A 22,241-nucleotide genomic window follows, 5' to 3' on the forward strand; every position below is an offset into this window, starting at 1 on the left:
CTGTTCTCACCAAAATGACGAAGATAGAGGTCGTCGTGACCGGAAACGATGCGCCGGCCGTCCGAGAACTCATCGGTAGCGTCGGCGCCACCGGCTACACCAGCCTGTCGGGTGTCTCCGGTCTTGGTCATCACGGTTTCCACCAAGGCCGACTGTTGTTCAACCAGCAGGCCACCCTCGAACTGATCATCACCGTGGTGCCCGACAGCAAAGTCGAGGCACTGCTCGCCGGTCTGCGTCCGCTTTTGGACGCTTCATCGGGCGTGATGTTCGTGACAGAAACCTATGTCAGCCGCCCCGAGTATTTCAACTGACAACAAAGGAAAGGACACCACCATGACCACCCCACTTCTCGCCTGGGAGCAACTACGCGCGGGCAACCGAAGTTTGTTCGGGCAGCTACCAAATCAACCCATCGCCGCGGTCTTCCGATGCTCCGACATCCACTTCTCCAACGAAGAGGTGTTCAGCCAGCCCTCGGGCTCGCTGATCGACATCAGTACCTGGGGGCATCTCCTCGACACCAGCGTGCTGGGCAGCATCGAGTACGCCGTTGAGACGCTTGAGGTTCCGCTGATCGTTGCCCTCGGCCACGACGACTGCCCGGCCATGCATGCAGCATTACGCGCATGGGAAACCGCCGAAATGCCCGACGGGGCGATGCGCCCCGCCGTCGAACACGCGCTCCTGTCTGTCGTAAGCCGCGGTACACCCGCCGACTCAGTCGAGTCGGTCGCCGCAGCACACATCGTCGAAACCGGTGTCGCGCTCATGCAACGCTCGCCGGTGATCTCCAGCCGAATCGACACCCAAGCCTGCGGAATCGTCTGTGCGACATATGGATCTGCCGACCGACAGATCCGTGTCCACGCAACGTTCGGAGCAGTGGCCGACAACACGGACACACTCGTCGAACTCGTTTGAAATGATCCGCCGGGCGGAGGTCTCCGTCCGCCGACACAGGGGTCGATGGTGCAACGTCGGCCCACTAGACGCGAGCGGGCAGCGCGACAGTGTCGCCTGCCACGTCGATCGCGACCTTTCCGTGAAGTGTGTACGACCGCCTGTTTTCCAAGAGCTCATGAGCCTCGCCCATCCTCGCGAGCGGCAGGGTCGCGCCGATGACCGGGTTCACGAGACCGCGCTCGATCAGGTTGGTGAGTGCGTCCAGCTTGCCGCGGTTCTGCCGAGTGAAGACGAAATGATAGGCGGCGTTCTTGCCCCACGCCTCGATGAGATTCTGCGGCTGCGCGATGTCGACGATACTGACGACGCGACCGGAGTCTGCAAGCGTCAGTGGACTTCTCGTGAGCGCGTCGCCGCCGATGGTATCGAAGACGACGTCGACTCCCTGGCCTCGCGTCATCTCAGAAACGGCGTCCACGTAGTCGATCATCGTGAAGTCAATCATCGCATCCGCTCCGAGCGAGCGCACGATGTCATGGTCGGCCGCTTTCGCGGTGGTGATGACGCGTGCGCCCATCGCCTTCGCGATCTGGATCGCGATCGAGCCGACGCCCCCCGCACCGCCGTGGATGAGGATGGTCTCACCCACGGTGAGCTGAGCTCGCGTCACGAGGGCCTCCCACACTGTCCCGCCGACGAGTGTCAGGCTGGCCGCCTCGAGGTGGCTGAGATTCTCCGGCTTCCGGCCGACCAGATCGACGTCGGCAACGTGCTGTTCGGCATACGAACCGGCGCCGCCAAAGATCTGGGGTGTGTAGTAGACCTCGTCGCCAACGCGGAACTCGGTCACGTGAGAACCGACTTCCTCGATCACGCCGGAGATGTCGTGTCCGATGATCGCAGGGAGTGGGACGTAGTCTGCGTAGTCTCCGCGACGGATCTGAAAGTCGAGCGGGTTGACGGCGGTCGCATGGACGCGCACCCGCACCTGGCGGGGTTGGACATTCGGTACGGGGACGGCGCGCAGTTCGAAAGCGTCGGCACCGCCGAAACGGGCGAGGACGACGGCCTTCATGGTGTCAGCAATGATCAGAACTCCCCATCTGGAGTGTCGGCGCGACCGCGCCCGAACGGATGTCCTCTCAGTGTTCGCTATCGGCGATGCATGCTCCAGTGGCAAGATTGCCAATATGCGCGAGGATAGTGACAGCGAGGCGTTTCTGTGGTGAGCCGACCCCATCACGTTGTGGTCCTCGTGCTCGACGGTGCTCTTCCCCTGGACGTCGGCATCCCGGCGGAGGTGTTCCATCCCGAGACGGGGTTTCCCTATGACGTTTCGCTCTGCGGGGTTGATGCTGGAACGGTGCCGGCTCACGGGGGCTTCGGGTACGCCGTCTCTCGCGGCTTGGAGGCGCTGGCCGGAGCCGACACGATCATCGTCCCGGGCTACGCACCGGCGGGTCGACAGGTACCGACAAAGGTGCACGAAGCACTTCGGAGCGCGGCATCGCGCGGCGTGCGGATCGCGTCGATCTGCTACGGCGCCTTCGCCCTCGCCGAGGCCGGCCTGCTCGACGGTCTCCGTGCGACGACGCACTGGGACGCGGCCGAGCAGCTGGCGGAGCGATACCCCGAGATCACGGTCGAGCCGAACGTGCTCTTCGTCGACGAAGGACCCGTCCTCACCTCGGCGGGTGCCGCCGCCGGACTCGACCTGTGCCTGCACATCGTGCGACGCGACCTCGGTGTCACCGCGGCGAACGAGATTGCCCGCGGCCTCGTGACTGCGCCCCATCGGAGCGGAGGGCAAGCCCAGTATCTGCCGAAGAACAGCTCCGCGCCCCGGGGTGACACTCTGGCCGCGACCCGCGAATGGGTCATGGCGCGGCTCGACCAGCCGCTCACCATCGATGATCTCGCGGCGCACGCGCGAATGTCGCCGCGTACGTTCCTGCGTCGCTTCGCCGAAGAGACCGGCAGCACTCCGTTGCAGTGGATCTTGCGCGCTCGGGTCGACGCCGCCCGAGAGCTTCTGGAGAGCACGCGGCTGTCCGTCGACCAGATCGCGGATCAGGTCGGCCTCGGAACCGGATCTAACCTGCGGCTGCACTTCCGCAGGATCGTCGATGTGTCCCCTTCCGAGTATCGGGCCACCTTTTCTGGCGGGGCACTGGCCGCAAAGCCCATCCCTGTGTCTCGAATCGCAGTGGGCCGAAGCTAGTTCACGCGTTCACGACCGCAGGCACCGCAGCGCGCAGCGGACCCGTGCCCGCTCTTACGCCCGGCTTGAATGACGCAGCCGCCATGGAACCTGTTGCGGGAGGGGCAATCAGGAGGTGGCATCGATCTTGCTGACAGTGAGTTCGAAGGGGCCTTGCTGTTTGTCGAGAATGTAGAGCGACACCTGGCTGATGCTTGACGGGTCCAGAGTCTGCGGCGCGTCGGGTGCGGGATCGAGTCGCATGCCAACCGGCTCGAAGCCCTCAACGGGCAGATCGTAGATCCGCTGGACGGCGGCCTCGGTCGCGAAGCGCTGGACGTAGGACCATGGCTGCCCCGCAGTGCCCACCTTCAATAGGTAGGTCTTACCGTCGCCCACCGCGTGCACGCGCAGCGACTTCGCCCCCGCTGCGCGTAAGCCGATATCGGGATCCTGCGGACTGCGGGCCGAGGCGAATCCGCCGTTGTTCTGCAGCGAGATGTTGCCGGAGAACACGAGACCACCATCGGCGAACGCGATTCTCGAGGTGGACATGCCGCCCATCACGGGGTCGTTGACCGTGGCCCAGGTGGCCACCTCGCCGGCGTCGTCGAGGTCGACCAGAACGGCGCCAGGTGCTTCTGGCCGGGGTGCTTGCGAGGACGATTGGGGAGTCTGCGCCACGTTCGTCGTCTCGTCTGGGTCGACGGTTCGCCCAGTGCTTCCGCATGACACCGTCAGAAGCGCCAAGCAGGCGAACAACACGCTGAATTGCCCACGTCGGTACCCTCGCCGAGCTGACATCAACACCGACTCGGGTTGGCATTCATCTCGCGGCCTCGCATGGGCATGCCATCGATCACCGCATAGATTGCGGAGAGGTCCGGTACCTCGTTGACGCGCAGTTTTTCGCCGCCATCTTTCCCGATCAGCACGACGCTGAAGGCGTTCTCGCCGATCGCATGTCGGTCTCTAAGCCGTTGTGACTCATCGGCGTTGATGGCTTGACCATCTAGCGTGCTGTTTCCCTCGGTGACCACCAGGCCAAGCACCATGTCGCGGCTGACAAAGTCACATCGCCTGGCCTCGATTCGGCCCAGCGTTTCAACGAGCCGTGGATCGCTGTCTGTCGGCGCGAACACCAGCAGAGGGCGACGTTCCCACCGATAGTCACCGAGTTCGTCGGCCACGGCGGTAGCCGATCCGAGGGCAATGCTCGTTACCAACACCATTAGAACGAGCGCCAATTGGCGAATGCTGGGCTTCTTTACCATGATGATTTCGACTGTACTGACTCATGCTGGTGACGACAGCCTGTCGAGTATCGCCACGCGGACGCCTAAACGACGCAGGAGACGAGGGTTCGGTCCCTCACGAAGCGGTCGATAAAGACAGGACGAGATAAGACAAATCAATGAGCACATGTGTGACGCTCTGCGTGAGCGCGCCGTAAGAACCGCACAGTGACAACGAGTTTGGGAACTGACGGTACCCTCGGGTCCTGCCGAAAGGATCTGACACGTGAATCCACAGGCCGAAGACCACAATGCACCGATATCGCACTGGTCGCAGATCCACGGCTGGTTCGGCTGGCGTGACCTGCAGGAGGAGGCGGTGACCACCTTCGCGGACGGCAGCACGTTCGTCGAGGTCGGCTCCTACCTGGGTCGCAGTCTGTGTTCACTGGCCGAGGTGGTGCGCGAGGCGAATCGCGACTTCACCGTGGTCGGCGTCGACTACTGCCGCGGCAGCGGACGCGAGGGTACCGCGGACAAGGACTCTCATGCCGCCGCCGTCGCCGATGGGGGCGGCACCCTGGCCGGGCAGTTGCACCGCAACGTCATCGCGTGTGGTTTCGCCGACCGGGTACACCTCTTGGTAAGCCCGTCACCGGCGGCCGCCGCGCTCTTCGCCGACGGGTCCCTGGCCTGGGTTCACCTCGACGCCCGCCACGAGTACGACAGCGTGCTCGCCGACATTGACGGCTGGCTACCGAAGGTGGCGCCGGGCGGATGGCTCTCCGGGGACGACTACGACGAGCAGTGGTGGCCGGGTGTGGTTGCGGCAGTGCGGGATCGCGTTCCCGATGCCCAGGAATGCTCCACCCGACAGTGGCGCTGGGTGAATCCGCAGAGCTCGTCTCGCTGACAGCCGGCTGAAATCGCCCGGTGGCACGGCTGGTCGAAACCCGAGGCCACGCATTCCCATCGCCCTGCTGCTTGCGCCGTTTGGCAATCGACGAGGACCGACAATCGGCTAGCTTGAGTTCAGCCCTTAGCGGTAGCCAAGACGAGCACCTGAAAGGTGTGTTCTCAATGGAGAGAAACGCAGTCGATAAAACCGAAGACGCCTCTCTGCTGAAGGTCCTCGGCAATTGGGATGTATTAGCCCTCGGCTTTGGTGCCATGATCGGATTCGGCTGGGTGGTGCTCACCGGAGACTGGATCGGGTCTGCGGGCTCGCTCGGCGCGGTGCTGGCGATGCTCGCCGGCGGGGCGATCATGGGCGTGGTCGGATTGACGTACGCCGAGCTCACGGCGGCCATGCCCAAGGCCGGAGGTGAGCACAACTTTTTGCTTCGCGGCATGGGACCCCGGTGGTCGTTCGTCGGCTCGTGGGGCATCGTCGGCGGTTACGTGACCATCGTGATGTTCGAGGCGGTGGCTCTGCCCAGAACCGCGCTGTATCTATTTCCCGGCCTCAACCAGGTTCCGTTGTGGGAGGTCGCGGGCAGCCAGGTCTATCTCACCTGGGCACTGGTCGGCGCGATCGCCGCGGCGATCATCACCACGATCAACATCCTCGGCGTCAAGTTCGCGAGTGTGGCACAGACGTTCGTCGTGGTGCTGCTGCTGGTCATCGGCCTGATGCTGGTTGTCGGATCCTTCACCGGCGGCTCGACGAACAACATGGAGCCGCTCTTCACCGGCGGCACCGCAGGGTTTTTCGCCGTTCTCGTCGTGGTGCCCTTTCTGTTCGTCGGATTCGACGTCATCCCGCAGTCCGCGGAGGAAGTGAACATCCCTGCGCGTCAGATCGGACGCCTGGTCGTCATCGCCGTGTTCCTGGCCTCCATCTGGTACGTCATGACCATTCTGACCACCTCGTCGGCGATGAGCGCCGCCGAGCTCGGGGAGGCGGATATCGCCACCGCGGACGCGTTCGGCGCGATGTTCGGCAGCGACTTCATGGCGAAGCTCCTGATCGCGGGCGGCATCGCCGGCATCCTCACGTCGTGGAACTCGCTGCTGCTCGGCGCCTCGCGTCTGATGTACTCGATGGCGCGCTCGGGCATGCTGCCCGCCTGGTTCGGCAAGCTGCACCCGAAGTTCCGCACCCCGATCAACGCACTGCTGTTCGTCGGTGGCCTGTCCTTCGTCGCCCCGTTCCTCGGCGAGGCGATGCTCGGCTGGCTCGTCGACTCCGGCTCTCCCAGCATCGTCATCGCCTACCTGCTGGTGGCGGTCGTCTTCGTCGTCCTGCGCCGCCGGGAGCCGCTGATGGACCGACCGCTCCGGGTGGGGGGCAAGGGGAACGGCGGCCTGCTGATCGGCGGCGCCGCCGTCGTGCTGTGCGTTGGGCTGCTGAGCCTCTACCTGCCGGGCATGCCGGCGTTCCTCGACGTGCCGCCGTGGATCCTGTTCGGTGCCTGGTGGGCGCTCGGCGCGTTCTTTCTACTTCGCATCCCAACGCGTATCAAGCCGGGCGAAGACGCTGAACATCGGTTGCTCGACGCGCTAAAGGAGCGTCGAGCGCTGGCGACGGGCTCGAGTAGCCGGTAAAGCGCCTGCCGATTAGCCGTCGTCTTGGCCGCGAGATTCCCGTAGGGCGCGGCCACGTTCGACGTCCTGTTCTTCTTTGGCCTGATTCTTGAGGGCGACCCGGCTGTCGCGGGGCGGCAGTTGCAGATCGCGTTCGGCATGGATGCCTGCCTGCAGTTGGCGGCCGCGTTCGAGTTCGGCGTCCAGTTCGGCTCCGAATAGCAATGCCAAATTGGTGATCCACAACCAGAGTAGGAAGACGATGACTCCGGCCAGCGCACCATAGGTCTTGTTGTAGCTGCCGAAGTTGGCGACGTAGAAGCCGAACCCGACCGACGCCAGAACCCAGACCAGTATCGCCACCCCGGCCCCGATGCTGATCCACCGGAACTTTGGTTGCTTGACGTTGGGGGAGGAGTAGTACAAGACGGCGACCGCCAAGATCACGAAGATCAGGACGATCGGCCAGCGCCCGATGTTCCAGGCCGTCAGCGCGACCTCGCCTGCTCCGATGGCGTCGCCGACCGCCTGGGCGAGCGGTCCGCTGACCGCGAGCATGAACGCCACCACGGCCACGGCGACGAGCCCGACCAGGGTCACCGCCAACTGAATCGGCCGCAACTTCCAGACCGGTCGGCCTTCTTCCACTTCATATATCCGGTTCATGGCGCGACCGAAGGCGCCGATGTAACCCGACGCCGACCACAACGCGCCGGCGATACCGACGATCAGCGCGAAGCCGGCAGACGGGGACTCGACCAATTGCTGAATCGGGGCGCGCAGCGTGTCAACCGCTGAGGCCGGGCCGAGGTCATCCACGATTTGCAAGACCGCCTCGGTCGTGCGCTGCCCCTGACCGAACACGCCGAGCAGGGAGACCACGACCACCAAGGCGGGGAACAGCGAGAGCACGGCGTAATACGTGAGGGCTGCGGCCAGGTCGGTGCACTGGTCGGTGCTGAACTCTCGTGCTGTTTTGCGGAGCACGAACAACACCGAACGCTTCTTGAGATCGGTGGGTGAATCTGGCTTGGAGGGGTCTTCTGGGTCGGGGGCATCTTTGGTGTCTTCATTGGCGTCGGGTTCGGGAAGATCACGGTCAGGTGCGGGGTGGGCAGGTGCGGTCAGCGTTCTCTCGACGGACGTGGCGCCCAGCCCGGTGACCGAGTCTCTGGGCGACCGATTCCGCCATCGACTCACCAACAGGCCAGCCAGCAGCCCACCAATCGCCCCGATCCACCACTTGAGCCACGACGGCCCACGCGTCATTTCGACCTGGTCGTTCATCGACGGCGGCGCCCCACCAGAACGCCGATGATCGACGGTTCTGGCGAGCTGCGGTCGGGTCCTGTCACAGCCTCACGTCCTCACGCCTTGTCGGTGACCCAGCGCTCTGGGCCTCGCCACGCAGATGCCCGCGAGCAAGGTCGACGAAACTGCCTCGCGCGTAAATTCGTTCGCCGGAGATCCCCGATCGCATGACAAACGAGGCGCGGCAGCTCGCCGAATTCAGCCGGCGAGAATGAAGGACAGGAAGAATCCGCCCGCGGTGGCGAACGCGTTGAGTGGCCGGCCATGTTCGAACGCTTCGGGCATCAGCGTGTCGGCTAGTGACGCCAGCACCGCGCCACCAGCGAATGCGAGCGCCACCGCCAACACGGGATCGCTCAAGTGTCCGGCGGTAAACCTGCCTACGACCACCGCTGCCGCCAGCAGCGCCGCACACGCCATCCAGACACCGATCGCAGCGCGAGCGCTCATACCGGAATGGCGCATCGACATCGCGCCAACTAGCGATTCGGGCAAGTTGGAGAAGAAAATCGCCACCAACAGCGAAACAGACGCCCCGCCGACCAACGAGACACCCAACGCCAGATTTTCGGGCACGCCGTCCAAAGTCACCGCGGCCAGCAGCGCCAGCCCAACACCTCGGCGAGCCCCCTCGGTGACCACTTCACGTTGCTCCGGACCGGAATGTCCACTGACGTAACGATCGAGCAGACTGTCCGCGATGACGAACGAAGCCGCTCCGGCCAGCAGGCCGAGGCCGGAGTGCAGCGCTCCGCCCAGATGGAAGGCCTCTTCGAACAGTTCGAAGGCCAGCGCGGAGATGAGGGCGCCACTGGCAAAAGCGAGCAATACGCCGGTCACCTTCTTGGGCAGATCCCATCGTGCGCCAATGGCCGCACCGATCACCAACGCGCTAGACGCCGCCAGCCCGAACAGCACAGCTGTGAGCATGGGCATTCCCTTCTGACGACCTCAGCACCGTGTTCCCGCGGCGAGCCCCGAAAAACGTGCCGACTGAACGCGCAGGCCGTCTGGACCAGGCTGCTTCTCCGATTTCGCGGCCGATGAACCCGGTTCGGCTTCTCCAGAGTGTTTGAATGGAGCCATCAATGGCTCCCGGCCTCTTCGAGGTCTTACGCTGCCGCGGCTTCCGAAGGTGCCCGCGCTGGCACCGGTCGGTCGGATTCCGGAAGGGCGGGTCATTGATCTGCCCAATCGGGGCAGCACGTATGTCTATGACTCGGGGCCATCGGACGGGCCGGCGCACCTGCTGCTGCATTCGCTGGCCTGCACGGGGCTCATGACGTGGTACCCCGCCTTGGACGTGGTGCGAGAGTTCGGCCGCGTCGTGGTGTTCGACCAGCGCTGCCACGGGCAAGGTATCTCGGCGCCCCGCGTCCTGCTCGAGGACTGTGCTGACGACGTCGCGGCAGTCGCCGATGCCCTGGGCATCCGCAGTTTCGTGCCGGTCGGCTACTCGATGGGGTCGCTCGTCGCGCAACTGGTGTGGAAACGACATCGCGAACGGGTCGACGGACTGGTGCTGTGCGCCGCTGCGGCAGCCGTTAGCCGCGCTCGCTACGAACGGTTGGCCACCGGCTTGTTCGCCTCGCTGATCGAGGCACTCGGCCCGACGCCCCGCCGCTGCGGGCCCTCGGCAGCGGTGACGGGTGGACTGCTCCCCGATCATCAGTGGGTGTTGAGTCAGTTCCGCGCCACCTCGCCGGGGGGCATCACCCGCGCGATCGCCGAGGTGGTCCGGTTCGATTCGACGACATGGGTCGGCGATATCGATGTCCCCACATCGGTTCTGGTGACTGCCAAAGATCGAGCATTCGGCGTCCAGCGGCAGAAGTGGCTGGCAACTCACATACCTGACGCCGAGATGGTGACGGTCGAGGCCGGCCACGCGGGGTGCACCTTGCAGCCGGCTGTTTTCGTCCCCGGACTTCGGCGGGCGATCGAATCGGTCCACCGCCGACTTCCATCGCCGCGCGTCGCCGAGCGCACCGCCAGGTAGTGGCGCAAGGCCTCCGGGCGAGGGGAGGAGCGGCGGTGAAGCGACTCAGCGGGTGGGACTTGTTGTTGTTGAGCAGCGAGACGCCGAACGTGCATCAGCACACCCTGAAGGTGGCCATCGTCGACACCACGGGCTTCGAAGGCGAGGCGACGTTTGACGCGTTCTGCGATGTCTTCCGCACCAGCCTCGACGTTCTGGAGCCGTTGCACTATCAGTTGGTGAAGACCCCCTGGCGTCTGCATCGCCCGATCTGGCGAGAGGACGCCGAACTCGACCTCGACTATCACCTGCAGCCCGTGCAGGTCCCAGCGCCCGGCGGCCGATACGAGCTCGACGCCGTGATCGGCACCATCGCCGGGACACCCCTCGACCGCAGCCGCCCGCTGTGGCAGTTCTTCTACGCCGAAGGCTTGGCAGATCAGCGGGTCGCGGTCATCGGCAAGGTGCATCACGTCCTCGCCGATGGCGTCGCCTCCGCCAATCTCATGGCGCGGGCAATGAAGGGATTCGACACCGAATCGGAGCCGAGCCGCACCAGCCCGACCTCGGGTCCGCCGCCGTCTGTCGAAGTCGTGCGATTCGCGGTGCGGGATCACTTCGCGCGGCTGCGGGCGTTGCCTGCGGCGGTGCGGGCAGGACTGATCGGCGCCTACCGGCTGCAGTCACGTGTCAGGCAGCGTGACCGCCATCCGGAACTGGCCGCCAAGTTCAAGCCGCCGCCCACCTTCTTCAATCAAAAGCTCTCGGCCGCAAGGGTTTTTGCGAGCGCCGGCGTCCCGCTGGGCGAAGTGGTGACCCTCAGCAAGAGGCTGGACGTGACGATCAACGACCTGGTGTTGACGACGACGGCTGGCGCATTGAGGCGCGTGTTACTCGACCACGGTGAACCCACCGACCGGCCGCTCATCGCGTCGGTTCCCACCGCCACGGACACGTCGCCGGACAGGATCAGTGGCAACGCGTTGGCCACGTTGTTGGTCTCGCTTCCAGTTCAGGCCGAGGACGCGATGGAGCAGCTGCGGCTTATCCGTACTTCCACATTCATCGCCAAGGAGGATCACCAGCTGCTCGGCCCCACTCTGGTGGGTCAGTGGCTGGAGTTCGTGCCGCCGGCCGTCACACGGGCGACGTTTCGCTGGATGTCAGGGCGCGAGGCTCCCAATCAGCTGTTCAATCTGATCGTGTCCAACGTCCCCGGGCCTCGCGAACGGGTCAGCACCGCCGGCGCGGTGGTGACCGAGTTCTATTCGGTGGGACCGCTCGCTGCCGGCGCTGGGCTGAACATGACGGTATGGAGCTATGCCGACCAGCTGAGCGTCGCAGCGTTGGCCGACAAGAACATCTTTCGTGACGCGCACGAACTCACCGAGGCGTTCGTCAGCGCGTTCACCGAACTGCTGGAAGCAGCTGGCTCAACCAACGGTTCGCTCGCCTAGCGGGTTGGTGGCGCCGGTACGCCTACGGTGGTGTTGTGTTGTTCTTCATCTTCGGTTACGGCACCAAGCAGAAGCACCTTGGCGCCGGACAGGTTCGCGCCTGTCCGCGCTGCCACAACACAACGCAGTGGGCGCGGATGCGAGAGTTCAAACAATTGACGTTGTTCTTCGTCCCGGTTGCGCGCTGGAAACGCCGGCAGTTCGAGGTCTGCGGCGTCTGTGGCACCGCGGTCGCTGTTTGAGCCGCGCTGGCCAGCCCGTCACCGCACTAGGTCCACCGAGGTGAGGTCACGCCGTGACGTCGTTGCTCCGTAGAGGGCGGCGCACGGCCGACGCGACGAGGTGGCGGCGCAACCCCCAGTTGGACGCCCAGTAAAGGCAATTCATCGCCGACGCCGTTCCGCCCACGTCGTCGCGCGCAGTGAGATACGTCCACCGGTGCCGTTCGGGGAGGGCGAAGAATGTTTCGAAGAAACCGGGGACCTCGTCGGGCGGCATGCTCAGAAGCGCCTCCAACCCGATCCGCCGGAAACGGTGAATTGCCTTTGCCGACGGCGACCACACGGTTCGGTGGGCGGCCGCCAGCGCCCGGCCCGGGTCGGGAAGGTTTGCGGCTATCGCGTCAGCCACCTGCGGCGCGAGGCGAAACGACGCGGCCAGGCTGTATCCGGTTGCAGGGTGGATGAGCGGTGCGGCCGCGCCGAAACCCAGCACCCCTTTCCCGTCGTGGCGTAGATCGTCCACTGGGAACGAAACCTTCTCGTCGCGAACGTCTTTCGGGATGGAGACACCTCGGCGTTCAAGCCGGGCGTGCAGCCGCCGCCGCAGCGTCGACAGCGGCAGCCCGGGTCGCCGTGCCAGCGAGGTCTCTTCCACGAGCACCCTGCCCCCGCCCAGTGGAATCGCGTAGAGAAACGTCGGCCAACCGCTTTCTCCGTGGTCGGCGCGCCAATCCATGAACAGCGCCGCCCCAGCGTCGACCAGTGACGCCACCGCGCCCTCGTCGAGGACGAGCCCGTACGCCGTCTGCTCGGCCGGGATGCCGCGCTTCTCGGTAGCGGCCAGTGGCCGCCACCGCCCGGCTGCATCGACGACGACCGAGGCCCGGATGCGTGAGCCGTCGGCCAGCGCGACCACCCCGCGCTCCGGCGACCCCACCGCTCGCCCGACCCGAACATCCACCCCGGTCAGCCGATCGCTGAGGTGGGAGTGCAGCGCGGGCACGTCCAAGACGGCGTACTCCCAGCCCAGATCGTGTTCGGTCACCGCGATCGCGCGACCGGCGGCCCGCGCCGCGACGACGGACGCGGGCAGATCGGCCGGGAGTTCTCGGCTCCACATCCCGTAGGTCGCCAGCCACGGCCGCTGCGGGGCCGGGTCGAGCAACCCCGTGGTCAACCCGACGCGGCGGCACGCGCCCGCCAAAGCCATTCCGGCCGGTCCGGCGCCGACCACCAAGACGTCCATCCGTTCCATCGTGCCGGTTCACCGCAAATCGGCAGCGCTCACGTCACCCGCTCGCACACGATGGCGATCCTGGTTCCGTCCGGACGAGTGAAGTTTTCGCTGCGGGAGACCATTCGACAGGACACGGCGCGAAGGTGGCGGTGGCGATGGCCCTGATCGGCGACGACGGACCCACGGCAGAATTAGTCGGCGACACCGGCGCCGTCTACCCGTGGTGACCGACAGCTCTGTTCACGGCCGCGAACGAATACCGGGAGTGGACATCGACGGTGCCAGTTCATACCCTGTCCGAGACGCTTGTAGCCGGGGGGCTTGCAACGAAGGATCGTGACTGTCCGTATGAGTCCGGCGCGCCACCCTCTTCGGCGAACAGTGGGCGGATTTGCGGCCGCGGTCCTAGTGCTGGCGATGTCGATCGCGGGAGTGCAGGCAGACCCGGCGGCTGACGCGCTGGCCAAGCTCGAAGAATTGTCCAGCCAGGCCATTCAGACTCGTGAAGCCGTCACCAACGCCCAACATGACGCCGAGGACAAATTGGCGGCCCAGACCGCGGCCGAAGACCGCCATCGCGCCAACCTGGCAGCCCTCGATGCCGCGAATTCTCAGCTCGCCGCCAACCAGGCCGCAGCCGACAAAGTGGCGGCAATGACGTATATGAGCGGACGCACCGGGCAGATGACGGCAGTGCTGACCGCAGGCTCCCCGCAAGAGCTGATCGACGGGCTGTCGCTGCAGCGGGTCATCACCGCACAGGCGGCCGATCAGATGAAGGCTTATCAAGTCGCGCGTGAGCGCGCGGCCGCCGCTGCGAAGGCGTCGGAGACATCGGCCGCTGAGACCCGTGTGGCGGCCGAGCGCTCCGCCGCGGTGCACGCCGACCTGCAGGCGAAGTGGAAAGAACTGCAGCGACAGATCATCGCCGCGGAGGCGCAGTACGAGGCGTTGACGCCCGCTCAGCAGGCGGCGGTCGACGTCGCGGCCGCCCTGCCGCCGCCGCCCCCGGCGGCTGTGCCCCCTCCGGCGGATCCGATGCTCAACATGATGCCCGCCCCGCCTCCGGCCGCGGTTGTCCCTCCGCCTGCGGCCATTCCCGACAACCCCGACGCACTGCCGGTCGGCGTCGCGTACGAGGCCGGGTTGCAGCCCAACACCATCCTCGCGGCCCGCGCCGTCAGCCAACGGTTTCCCCAGATCGCCGAGATCGGCGGTGTCCGGCCTGACTCGAAGCCGTGGCATCCGAGCGGCCTGGCGATCGACATCATGATTCCCAACGCCGAAACCCCCGAGGGCATCGCGCTCGGGGACGAGATCATGGCGTTCGCGATGGCCAATGCGGGGCGGTTCGGGCTCCAGGATGTGATCTGGCGCGGCACCTACTACACGCCGTCCGGGCCGGCCGGATCGGGCTACGGGCACTACGACCACGTGCACATCACCACGACGCCACGCCGCTAGCCGACGAATCGGCCGACGGCACGATCGCCAGGGTTCTGGCGGGTGTCGCTTCGGCCAACCGGGATCCGGACTACTTCGAGAACCCCGAAACCCTAGACCAGTCCCGAGAACCCAACCGGCACGTGTCTTTTGGCAACGAATTCCGCTGAAAGGCAAGCGTTCCCGTTACGCCTCGCCCGAACGTGGTTGCGCGACGGCCCATCGTGGGTGATGCCAGGGACGCAAACGCCGCTGAAGCCCCGCCGAGTGTGAGACCATACAGACCCGCACCGGACGTCACGATGGAGACGGCGTTGCCAAGCGACTTTCCCGACACCGCCACGCTGCAACGAGTACTCGAACTCGCCGCGTGGGCGCCGTCGGCGCGCAACTCGCAGCCCTGGCGTTGGGAGGTCGACGGCTCAGGATTACACCTGGCCGCCGATTGGGGCCGTGCGGGTCTCGACAGCGATGCGGGCCGGCGCGACGTTCTGCTGGGGTGTGGCTCGATTCTGAATCATTGTGCGGTGAGCTTGGCCGCAGCGGGATGGCAGGCGCGCATCCGCCGGTTTCCCGACGACGGGCATGTGGCTTCGTTCGAGCTGATCGACCGCGCCCCGACCGACGCTGTCGTCGAACTCGCGACCGCCATCCCGCGACGCAGGTCGGACCGCCGCGAATACGCGGCGTCCCCCCTACCACCGTCAACACTGGAGCTGCTGCTCATCCGGGCCGCCCGATACGGTGTGCAGATGAGCGTGGTGCCCAAACTGCACTGGATGCGGTTGCCGGAAGGCGCAATTCGCTTGCGATACGGAGGCGACGTCGATGACGGCCCGCGCCCCGGTGCCGTCGACGGTACGCTGCTGGTCCTTGCCACCGAGACCGACGACGACACCATGCGGTTGCGCGCGGGAGAGGCGCTCAGCCATCTTCTGCTGTCAGCGACAGTGATGGGGCTGGCCTCGTGCGCATTGACCGAACCCATCAGTGACATGCGGGAAAGGTTGGCGCTCGCGTGCGAGCTGTTCGACGCTGAAGCCCATCCCCAGACGCTCATTCGGCTCGGCCCCACACCGGCGAACGCCGTCATGTGTCCCGTTCCTTCGCGACGGTCGGTCGCGGAGACAACGGTGTGGACGGTCTGACGGCTCGGCCTGGAATGCTGCTGGTGACCGGGCCGACGGGCAACGTCGGCCACGAACTGGTCGACGTGCTCGACGCGCACTACGACCGAGCGTGGCGGGTCGGCAGCCGACATCACGAGGACCTGACCGCATACCGCACTCCGGAACGCGTCTACCTGGATTTCTTTGATCAGACGACATGGGCCGGGGCGCTCGCCGACGTCGACGCGTTGTTCCTGTTGTTCCCCCTGCCCGGCAATCGCGCCGCTCGAGCGGGCCGGGTGCCGCCACGTCGTCTATGTGTCGGTATTCGGCGCCGACCGGGCCAAATTCATCCCGCACTACAAGGTGGAGGACGCGCTCCGGAGTTCGTCGATGGCGTACACCGTATTGCGGTGCAGCTTCTTCATGCAGAACCTGCACCGAGCCATCTCCACCCACGGCACCGACATCGTGGACACGGGGGAGCTGTTCATTCCGGCCGGCCGGGGTGCGACGACGTTCATCGACGCCCGTGACGCCGCCGAGGTGGCCGCCGAGGTTCTCGCCGACACGACCGCCCACCGCAACGTGGTGTATCACCTGACCGGCCCTGCCCCGCTGACCATGAAACAGGTCGCCACCGAGCTGACGGTCGCGCTGGGCCGCCCGATCCGCTACACCGATCCGAGCCTCATTGCTTTCGCGCGGCGGTTGCGCCACCGTGGAGTCGGCTGGGACACGATCGGATTCATGGCCGCCGTGTACACGTTGACCAGGTTCGGCCGCAATCAACCGATTACCGGTGACGTCGAACGACTGCTGGGTCGTCCGCCGCGCTCGCTGAGCAACTTCCTTGCGGACTCGGCGTGGCGCTGGCATGAACGCGCCTGGACATAGCCGCATCGACGGCGTTGAATTCTTGGGATCGGTAGCCAGGTGGCGCTGCTCTACTCGCGACAAGACAGAAACGCGGTAGGGGAGGCACGACATGAACGCCAACAACAATTCAGGCGCGGCGCGCCAGTTCGTCGCGCAGCCACCCTTCTGGGGATCCAAGGTCGCCTCCTTCACCACCCCCGCCTGGCAGAACAACCCCGCCAAGGCATATCTGTTCACGATCGTCGGGGTTTTCGCCTTCACGGGAGCGCTCTGGGCCCTGTTCTTCGGCATGCAGTCGCTCACCGAGGATGGGTCGGAGTGGATCCAACGAGCGTCAACGCACGGACTGCAGCTGAGCCTGCTTGTTCTCCTCTTCGGCGGTGTCTACGGCTGGACCCGTTGGTCTCGAGACAAGAAGATCGTGGTCTCCGCCACGAGCGACGCCCTTACAGTCACCACCCGGCCCGGCGACGTGTATCCCTTCACCGACGCGCAACTGGGGACCTGGGGTGTGACCGGTGGCCACACGATGGGCACGGCGCTGCACTTACACTGCGGCTCAAAGCGATTTGTTCTCGGTGGTCGAGACCGACGTGTCGCTGCCGGCACTCGGCTCGATGCGCCCGACGCGGGCTATGGCTTGCCGATTGACGTCGACGCCTGGTTGTCGGCAGAGGACTTCGACGCGCTGCTCGCCATCGTCAGCAGCCGCAGCGGACTGGATGTCCGACGGCCAAGCGCCGACGAACCAACCCGCTGCCTGCTGTTCACGAATTCGCTGAAACTACAGGAAATCAGCTCGTTCTCGATCCGTAAGCAGTGGCAGTTCACCCGTTCCCTCAGCACAGCCCGGCTGGCCATCGACATAGGCGTCAACTCGATCCGAGTGATCGATCCGACCACCGCAGCGGTCATCGCCTCCGTCTCACCCCGGCAGGTGAGCGCACAGCCGGTGGTGTTCCGCCCGATGCAAGGGCGGCATTGGTTCCCCACCCTCGGGAATGCGATGAGCGATGCGGCGACCGATTACTGGTCCACGTCACCCGGGATGCGCATCACCATTCCCGGTATGGAACCGCTGACGGTTGGATGCCGCGACACCGCAATGGGTTTGGACTTCCGGTTCGCATGGCCCGGTGGTGTGCCCACTGTTGCCGCGCGCGCCGACTACGAGGTCTCGGGGACCGATTGGCTGACCCTTGTCGAGACATTCGGCTTGGCATCACATCTGCAACACCGCGGCGACAGGAGTTCACGATGAATCGAGTAAGTGCAGTTCTGACAACAACTTTCGCAGCGCTCGCGGCCTTGGGGCTGAGCGCGGCCCCCGCCCTGGCGGCCCCGCCGTCAGAACCACGCACGTGGTGCCCCGGTGACGACCCAGGCGGAGGACCGGGTGGTCCCTTCAATTCTCCCGGTCCGCCCAACTGGGACTGGAACATCTGCCACACCTTCTACATCGTCAACTGGGGCCAGGGCAACGTGGGCCCGATGATCTGGGACGGACCGAACCCGCCGCCGGACAATCGCGGTCCCGTGGGGCCATGCTCGCTCCTCGACACCAGGGGCTGCAACTAGGTCCCGTCATCCCTGCCGGTCACGGGTGGTCCGGGTCTGTTCGCGCAGCCTGGTGTTCTCCGACCGAAGATGCCCATTGTCGCTTTCCAACAACGAGTTTCGGTGCTCCAGATCCAGAATCTGGGCGACGCCGGCGAGATTGACGCCCGCATCGACGAGCAGGCTGATGCGCTCCAGTCGGACGACGTCGTCGTCGCTGTACCGTCGCGTCCCGCCGTCGGTCCGTGCGGGCGTGAGTAGTCCGCGGCGCTCATAGAGCCGCAGCGTCTGCGGGTCGATTCCGGTCAACTCCGCGGCGACTGAGATGCCGTACACGCCGCGCGCCGATCGGTCCGCCGACTCCTCACGCATAAACCCTCCGTCCAAAAATCTCATCAAACATCCTTGCACACTGCTGCATCTGGTGTTATAAGAAATTTATGGCACACGCCACAGATCTATCGGCCGAGGAGGGTAGACATGTTGATGCGCACCGATCCATTCCGCGACGTCGATCGCCTCGCCCAGCAGGTGCTGGGCACCGCCGCCCGACCCGCGGTGATGCCGATGGACGCGTGGCGCGAGGGTGACACGTTCGTCGTCGAATTGGACCTTCCCGGCGTCGACCCCGATTCGCTGGATCTCGACGTCGAACGCAACGTGCTCACCGTGCACGCCAAACGCCCCGCTCTCGACAGCGAGCGCGAAATGGTTGCGGCGGAACGCCCACGAGGTGTCTTCAGCAGGCAGCTGTTTCTTGGCGAAACGCTCGACACCGAACGGATCGAGGCCGACTACAGCGGCGGTGTCCTCCGGCTGACCATCCCGGTGGCGGAGAGGGCGAAGCCGCGAAGGATCCAGATCTCCACCCGCGACGAGAAGAAGTCCGTCAACGCGTGACATCGGGTGGTGAGCGACGTGCCAACGAGCATTGCATGGACAGTCGAGCCACTCGTCGAAGCCGAAGCGGTCGTCGAGGCTGAGTGGATACGCATTCTCGAGGAGCAGAGCGCGGACCCGAACGACGCGATAACCCGTGAGAGGCCCGCGCTTCGGCGAGTTCCGATAGGCACCGCGGTGGCGGCGGCCACTGACCCGCGCCCAGGCCTCGGTCTCTCGGCGGGCGGGTGCGCGGTGGCACCAAGACAACGAGGGCAGGCGCACGTGTGGCCTACCCAGAGATCGCCTCCGCACCCCGGTGCGACGGTGCTTCTCAATGAGTCAGGACTAGCAGGGAGGTGATGCTTTTCCGAAGTCTCCGAACAATTTCGAACAAGTTCAGCCAAGCCGCCCAGGTCTCATAACGTCGAAGCGCACAGACCGACAGACGCCGGTCACTGCGACCTGCCATCGACATGGCATTGAGCACGCGCGGCGGCTACGACACCAAACGCCCAATCTGAGCGGCGGGGCCGGGAACCCCCGGCCCCGCTTCAGGCGCTTTCTCATGCAGGAGAATGCGGTGAACAGTGAAGATCCGTACGCCGTGCTGGGAGTGTCGCCCGGCGCGTCGCAGGCCGAAATCGTCCGTGCGTTTCGTGCCCGGTTGCTCGCGACTCACCCCGACACGCGCGACCCCATGTCGGCACAGGAAGCCGACACCCGTCTGCAACAGGTGCTGGCCGCCTACTCGAGGCTGCGCACCCACGCCCCGGCCGCCGCACCGCAGCAACCTACGGTCACCTCTAGCCCAGTGAACATCACTGTCAGACATCATGATTCCGGTGAGGCCCCGACGCGCGACTCGACGCCGCCGCTTCGGGCCGGGCCGGTACGTCGGCACCGTTGACGCGCGGGCCCTGCTGCCGACGGCTGCTGGGGTCAGCTCACGCCAGTGCGTGCGCTCCACTCAGGCGTACGTTCCCGCGTCGCCTCGGCGAGTGCCTTGCGGGTGTCGTCGGCGTTGAAGTCTTTGCCGTACACCGGTGTTCCCGGTTGCTGACGCCACGACTCGGATACCGGACCGGCGTTCACCGGCTCGAAGCCGAGGCGATCGACGATGCCGTGAATCAACTCGCGGCCGGGGCCGTCCTCTCCCGCGATGGGCAGTGCGATTCGGTGAGGTGAACCGCTCGGACGGCCGCTCTCGAGCAGGTGCTTCCACCAGATCCCGTTGAACACCTTGTACACCGGCGCGCCGATTTCCTCTGCGACCCAGGCGCTTTCGACCTGACCATCCTCGATCGCCGCGATCTCGCCGTCTCGCTGTTGCGGGTAGTAATTGTTCGTCTCGATCACCGGGGCGCCCGGTCTGCGGGCGTCAACGATTCCGTCGGCAAGGTCGCGAACGTTCCTTTGCGGAATGCTGATCACGAGGAGGTCGGCATCGGCCGCCGCGTCCTTGGCCCACACCGCCGTCGCGCCGGTCTCCTTCTCCAGGTCGGCGAGGGTTTCCGGAGAGCGCGAATTCGCCACGTTCACGTCGAAGCCGAGTTCGCGAAACCGTCGCACCAATGTGCCGCCGATATGACCCGCCCCGATGATTCCGATCTGCATGACGACCTCCGTGTGGTTGCGACTCTTGTGGGCGCAACGGAGGGCACGTGCTCGCTATTCCGCATCTCGCCGCCGATCACTCGTCGGGGTCGTCTCGCAGGGACTCCGCGACGCTTCGCAGTGCGGTTGCGGCGTCGGAAAGCGAGCGCACGGTCGAGACGGCCTGGGGCGCCAGCCTGGTCAGCGGCCACAACGCCGCTCCGGTGACCAAGCTGAAGACGCCTTGAGCTATCGACTCCGGGACGCTTGGGGGGTCCATCAGATCGTTCTCGGCAAAGGGACCTGCGTCGGCTGATGTCATGGTGGGGGTGAACTTGCGGAGCGACCGGCCCACGGTGCGCAACGAATCGACAGCGGCGAGAAGTGAGCCGCGGCTGGTGATTTCGGCACGGAGATCTTCGACGGAGACGCCGAGATGTTCCGCCAGCAGATCGTCTCTCGCGTAGGTGATCTCACCGGCGATCACCTCGTGGCCGCTCACACCAGGCACCGCTTCCAGAGCCACGTCACATTCGCTGTCGAAGCCCAACGACCGATTGTTGAGATTGGACGACCCAATCCGCAGCAGGCGGTCATCGATCACCATCACCTTGGAGTGGACGTAGACCGGAACACCGCCGGCGGCCACCGGCCAGTACACACCCAGGCGACCGTGAGTGTCCGCGTCCCACAGCAGCCGAAGCAGGCGCTGCCTCGCGCTGTCCATCGATTGCTGCTCCAGCCTGCTCTCAGAACTTCGCGGCAGGATGATGATGATCTCCGGCCCTTCGGGTTTCACCAGTTGCGCGGCGAGCGCCTGGGCCAACCTGCGTGCAGCCAGATACTGGTTCTCCAAATAGATGACGTCCTTGGCAGCAGCGACAGCGGCCAGATTGAGTGCCTCGACCTCTCTGACCTCCTCGCGTTCCGATAACGCGGGCAGCGTTCGTGCAATGCCGATGTCGACGTCACGCAACAGCCCCACGACAGCGGGCGGCCAGATATCGCGCCGTGCCGCGATCGGCTCGAGTAGCTCGCCGGTGGCGGCGTGCCAACGGTCGCGCGCCTGCTCGGCGAGGGCGCCTGCCGCGTCACCGTCACAGACCGTCGCCACTTCGTGCCGCGGTCCATAGGGTTGCCCCGCTCCTTTCCTGCGCGGGTCGTCACCCAGGTGCATCCGCGTGTCCCAGCGTCCAAGAGTGAGGTCGATGCCGCCGCAGAATGCGATGGCATCATCGGCGACGACGATCTTCTGATGGTGGACCGCGCCGGGCGGGTGTGCGCCGTCGACCGCAAAGTGCATGCGGGGTGGGGTGATCACATTGAGCAGGCCGACCGGTGCAATACCGAACCAGAATCCGTCGAAGGCGGGCAGCAACCGCAGATTCGACTTGAGCAGATAGACCCGCAGGTCCGGCCGCCGCCATACCAGCCAGTGCAGGAAGGTCCCGAGGTGATTGGGGCCGGGCAGCGATTTCTTGTCGGCCTCGAAGGCGGTCCGGTAATCGAAATCCCAGCCGATCAGCATGATGCGGCGCTTGGCGCGCAGCATCGCCGACTTCACATCGGCGAGGTAATCGGCACCGTCGACGATGCGGCTGAAGCGATCCGAGCGGGCGGTGCGCCAGCAGGTTTCGCCGGGCCTCAGAATGCGATCGGGTGGTTCAGACCGTCTGTCGCTCATGGAACGTCCTCACGCTGCCGTTC

Annotated in this window: 24 protein-coding genes; 15 read left to right on the top strand and 9 right to left on the bottom strand. The window is 65.5% G+C overall.

Annotated elements, in window-relative coordinates; genetic code table 11:
• The first annotated feature begins 14 nt into the window (after window positions 1-14).
• On the top strand, window positions 15-314 hold the full coding sequence (locus tag M1248_RS19995; RefSeq protein ID WP_232076219.1) for a P-II family nitrogen regulator: 300 nt from the start codon (window positions 15-17) through the stop codon (window positions 312-314).
• 22 nt (window positions 315-336) lie between these two features.
• Window positions 337-924, top strand: coding sequence for a carbonic anhydrase (locus tag M1248_RS20000; protein WP_317149504.1), 588 nt, complete (start codon window positions 337-339; stop codon window positions 922-924).
• A gap of 64 nt (window positions 925-988) precedes the next feature.
• On the opposite strand, the gene M1248_RS20005 is transcribed toward M1248_RS20000, so the two are convergent.
• On the bottom strand, window positions 989-1,981 hold the full coding sequence (locus M1248_RS20005; RefSeq protein WP_317149505.1) for a zinc-dependent alcohol dehydrogenase family protein: 993 nt from the start codon (window positions 1,979-1,981) through the stop codon (window positions 989-991).
• A gap of 150 nt (window positions 1,982-2,131) precedes the next feature.
• Between M1248_RS20005 and M1248_RS20010 the strand changes: the two genes are divergently transcribed.
• Window positions 2,132-3,127 (top strand): GlxA family transcriptional regulator, encoded by a 996-nt coding sequence (locus M1248_RS20010; protein WP_163688834.1) that lies wholly within the window; start codon window positions 2,132-2,134, stop codon window positions 3,125-3,127.
• A gap of 108 nt (window positions 3,128-3,235) precedes the next feature.
• Here the strand turns inward: M1248_RS20010 and M1248_RS20015 are convergent, their stop codons facing one another.
• Both M1248_RS20015 and M1248_RS20020 read right to left on the bottom strand, forming a co-directional pair.
• On the bottom strand, window positions 3,236-3,790 hold the full coding sequence (locus tag M1248_RS20015) for a CIA30 family protein (protein ID WP_235690129.1): 555 nt from the start codon (window positions 3,788-3,790) through the stop codon (window positions 3,236-3,238).
• A gap of 119 nt (window positions 3,791-3,909) precedes the next feature.
• On the bottom strand, window positions 3,910-4,296 hold the full coding sequence (locus tag M1248_RS20020) for a DUF4174 domain-containing protein (RefSeq protein WP_317149506.1): 387 nt from the start codon (window positions 4,294-4,296) through the stop codon (window positions 3,910-3,912).
• 331 nt (window positions 4,297-4,627) lie between these two features.
• Between M1248_RS20020 and M1248_RS20025 the strand changes: the two genes are divergently transcribed.
• Both M1248_RS20025 and M1248_RS20030 read left to right on the top strand, forming a co-directional pair.
• Window positions 4,628-5,254 carry a class I SAM-dependent methyltransferase gene (locus M1248_RS20025; RefSeq protein WP_317149507.1) on the top strand — a complete coding sequence of 209 codons (627 nt, stop codon included), beginning with the start codon at window positions 4,628-4,630 and terminating at the stop codon, window positions 5,252-5,254.
• Window positions 5,255-5,421: 167 nt separating this feature from the next.
• On the top strand, window positions 5,422-6,888 hold the full coding sequence (locus M1248_RS20030) for an APC family permease (protein ID WP_163688838.1): 1,467 nt from the start codon (window positions 5,422-5,424) through the stop codon (window positions 6,886-6,888).
• Window positions 6,889-6,900: 12 nt separating this feature from the next.
• Here the strand turns inward: M1248_RS20030 and M1248_RS20035 are convergent, their stop codons facing one another.
• Together M1248_RS20035 and M1248_RS20040 are read right to left on the bottom strand one after the other, a co-directional pair.
• Entirely contained in the window at window positions 6,901-8,154 is a 1,254-nt protein-coding gene (locus M1248_RS20035; RefSeq protein ID WP_235690130.1) for a YihY/virulence factor BrkB family protein, read from the bottom strand.
• 222 nt (window positions 8,155-8,376) lie between these two features.
• Window positions 8,377-9,108 carry a ZIP family metal transporter gene (locus M1248_RS20040; RefSeq protein ID WP_163688839.1) on the bottom strand — a complete coding sequence of 244 codons (732 nt, stop codon included), beginning with the start codon at window positions 9,106-9,108 and terminating at the stop codon, window positions 8,377-8,379.
• 205 nt (window positions 9,109-9,313) lie between these two features.
• Between M1248_RS20040 and M1248_RS20045 the strand changes: the two genes are divergently transcribed.
• From M1248_RS20045 to M1248_RS20055, 3 genes are read left to right on the top strand one after another with little or no spacing between them, the layout of a single operon-like run.
• A complete protein-coding gene (locus M1248_RS20045) occupies window positions 9,314-10,177 on the top strand; it encodes an alpha/beta fold hydrolase (protein ID WP_232076213.1) in 864 nt (287 codons plus the stop codon).
• 35 nt (window positions 10,178-10,212) lie between these two features.
• Window positions 10,213-11,613: a WS/DGAT/MGAT family O-acyltransferase gene (locus tag M1248_RS20050; protein WP_163688840.1), complete on the top strand. Its 1,401-nt coding sequence runs from the start codon at window positions 10,213-10,215 to the stop codon at window positions 11,611-11,613.
• Between the two features lie 35 nt (window positions 11,614-11,648).
• Window positions 11,649-11,855: a zinc-ribbon domain-containing protein gene (locus tag M1248_RS20055; RefSeq protein ID WP_174262126.1), complete on the top strand. Its 207-nt coding sequence runs from the start codon at window positions 11,649-11,651 to the stop codon at window positions 11,853-11,855.
• Between the two features lie 46 nt (window positions 11,856-11,901).
• Here the strand turns inward: M1248_RS20055 and M1248_RS20060 are convergent, their stop codons facing one another.
• Window positions 11,902-13,080, bottom strand: coding sequence for a lycopene cyclase family protein (locus M1248_RS20060; RefSeq protein ID WP_232076212.1), 1,179 nt, complete (start codon window positions 13,078-13,080; stop codon window positions 11,902-11,904).
• Window positions 13,081-13,419: 339 nt separating this feature from the next.
• On the opposite strand from M1248_RS20060, the gene M1248_RS20065 reads away from it, so the two are divergent.
• The 5 genes from M1248_RS20065 (at window position 13,420) to M1248_RS20085 (ending at window position 18,080) form a co-directional block, all read left to right on the top strand.
• Window positions 13,420-14,535 carry a coiled-coil domain-containing protein gene (locus M1248_RS20065; protein ID WP_163737925.1) on the top strand — a complete coding sequence of 372 codons (1,116 nt, stop codon included), beginning with the start codon at window positions 13,420-13,422 and terminating at the stop codon, window positions 14,533-14,535.
• Window positions 14,536-14,816: 281 nt separating this feature from the next.
• Entirely contained in the window at window positions 14,817-15,662 is an 846-nt protein-coding gene (locus M1248_RS20070) for a nitroreductase (protein WP_410506701.1), read from the top strand.
• Window positions 15,663-15,827: 165 nt separating this feature from the next.
• Window positions 15,828-16,520: an NmrA family NAD(P)-binding protein gene (locus M1248_RS20075; RefSeq protein ID WP_317149509.1), complete on the top strand. Its 693-nt coding sequence runs from the start codon at window positions 15,828-15,830 to the stop codon at window positions 16,518-16,520.
• 91 nt (window positions 16,521-16,611) lie between these two features.
• Window positions 16,612-17,763, top strand: a complete 1,152-nt coding sequence (locus M1248_RS20080) for a hypothetical protein (protein ID WP_317149510.1) — start codon at window positions 16,612-16,614, stop codon at window positions 17,761-17,763.
• Entirely contained in the window at window positions 17,760-18,080 is a 321-nt protein-coding gene (locus tag M1248_RS20085) for a hypothetical protein (RefSeq protein WP_163732324.1), read from the top strand. The genes M1248_RS20080 and M1248_RS20085 overlap by 4 nt, the downstream gene beginning before the upstream one ends.
• Before the next feature lie 6 nt (window positions 18,081-18,086).
• On the opposite strand, the gene M1248_RS20090 is transcribed toward M1248_RS20085, so the two are convergent.
• The gene (locus M1248_RS20090; protein ID WP_317149562.1) at window positions 18,087-18,431 is read right to left on the bottom strand and encodes a MerR family transcriptional regulator; all 345 of its coding nucleotides are present in this window, start codon (window positions 18,429-18,431) and stop codon (window positions 18,087-18,089) included.
• A 108-nt stretch (window positions 18,432-18,539) separates the two neighbouring features.
• Here M1248_RS20090 and M1248_RS20095 point away from each other — a divergent pair, with 108 nt between their 5' ends.
• Window positions 18,540-18,959: an Hsp20/alpha crystallin family protein gene (locus M1248_RS20095; protein ID WP_163688848.1), complete on the top strand. Its 420-nt coding sequence runs from the start codon at window positions 18,540-18,542 to the stop codon at window positions 18,957-18,959.
• Between the two features lie 562 nt (window positions 18,960-19,521).
• Entirely contained in the window at window positions 19,522-19,848 is a 327-nt protein-coding gene (locus M1248_RS20100; protein WP_317149511.1) for a J domain-containing protein, read from the top strand.
• A 32-nt stretch (window positions 19,849-19,880) separates the two neighbouring features.
• Here the strand turns inward: M1248_RS20100 and M1248_RS20105 are convergent, their stop codons facing one another.
• Complete coding sequence (locus tag M1248_RS20105; RefSeq protein ID WP_317149512.1) at window positions 19,881-20,555, bottom strand: NADPH-dependent F420 reductase; 675 nt, start codon at window positions 20,553-20,555, stop codon at window positions 19,881-19,883.
• Window positions 20,556-20,631: 76 nt separating this feature from the next.
• Window positions 20,632-22,218, bottom strand: a complete 1,587-nt coding sequence (locus M1248_RS20110) for a phospholipase D-like domain-containing protein (RefSeq protein WP_317149513.1) — start codon at window positions 22,216-22,218, stop codon at window positions 20,632-20,634.
• Window positions 22,219-22,241: the final 23 nt, after the last annotated feature.

This window comes from Mycobacterium sp. 29Ha, from assembly GCF_032883055.1.
Lineage (GTDB): Bacteria > Actinomycetota > Actinomycetes > Mycobacteriales > Mycobacteriaceae > Mycobacterium > Mycobacterium gallinarum.

Excerpts from the sequence above, each read along its gene's own strand:
- M1248_RS19995 (WP_232076219.1), top strand. The coding sequence starts at position 15 with ATGACGAAGATAGAGGTCGTCGTGACCGGAAACGATGCGCCGGCCGTC.
- M1248_RS20000 (WP_317149504.1), top strand. The coding sequence starts at position 337 with ATGACCACCCCACTTCTCGCCTGGGAGCAACTACGCGCGGGCAACCGA.
- M1248_RS20005 (WP_317149505.1), bottom strand. The coding sequence starts at position 1,981 with ATGAAGGCCGTCGTCCTCGCCCGTTTCGGCGGTGCCGACGCTTTCGAA.
- M1248_RS20030 (WP_163688838.1), top strand. The coding sequence starts at position 5,422 with ATGGAGAGAAACGCAGTCGATAAAACCGAAGACGCCTCTCTGCTGAAG.
- M1248_RS20035 (WP_235690130.1), bottom strand. The coding sequence starts at position 8,154 with ATGAACGACCAGGTCGAAATGACGCGTGGGCCGTCGTGGCTCAAGTGG.
- M1248_RS20040 (WP_163688839.1), bottom strand. The coding sequence starts at position 9,108 with ATGCTCACAGCTGTGCTGTTCGGGCTGGCGGCGTCTAGCGCGTTGGTG.
- M1248_RS20060 (WP_232076212.1), bottom strand. The coding sequence starts at position 13,080 with ATGGACGTCTTGGTGGTCGGCGCCGGACCGGCCGGAATGGCTTTGGCG.
- M1248_RS20065 (WP_163737925.1), top strand. The coding sequence starts at position 13,420 with ATGAGTCCGGCGCGCCACCCTCTTCGGCGAACAGTGGGCGGATTTGCG.
- M1248_RS20070 (WP_410506701.1), top strand. The coding sequence starts at position 14,817 with ATGGAGACGGCGTTGCCAAGCGACTTTCCCGACACCGCCACGCTGCAA.
- M1248_RS20080 (WP_317149510.1), top strand. The coding sequence starts at position 16,612 with ATGAACGCCAACAACAATTCAGGCGCGGCGCGCCAGTTCGTCGCGCAG.
- M1248_RS20085 (WP_163732324.1), top strand. The coding sequence starts at position 17,760 with ATGAATCGAGTAAGTGCAGTTCTGACAACAACTTTCGCAGCGCTCGCG.
- M1248_RS20090 (WP_317149562.1), bottom strand. The coding sequence starts at position 18,431 with ATGCGTGAGGAGTCGGCGGACCGATCGGCGCGCGGCGTGTACGGCATC.
- M1248_RS20095 (WP_163688848.1), top strand. The coding sequence starts at position 18,540 with ATGTTGATGCGCACCGATCCATTCCGCGACGTCGATCGCCTCGCCCAG.
- M1248_RS20105 (WP_317149512.1), bottom strand. The coding sequence starts at position 20,555 with ATGCAGATCGGAATCATCGGGGCGGGTCATATCGGCGGCACATTGGTG.
- M1248_RS20110 (WP_317149513.1), bottom strand. The coding sequence starts at position 22,218 with ATGAGCGACAGACGGTCTGAACCACCCGATCGCATTCTGAGGCCCGGC.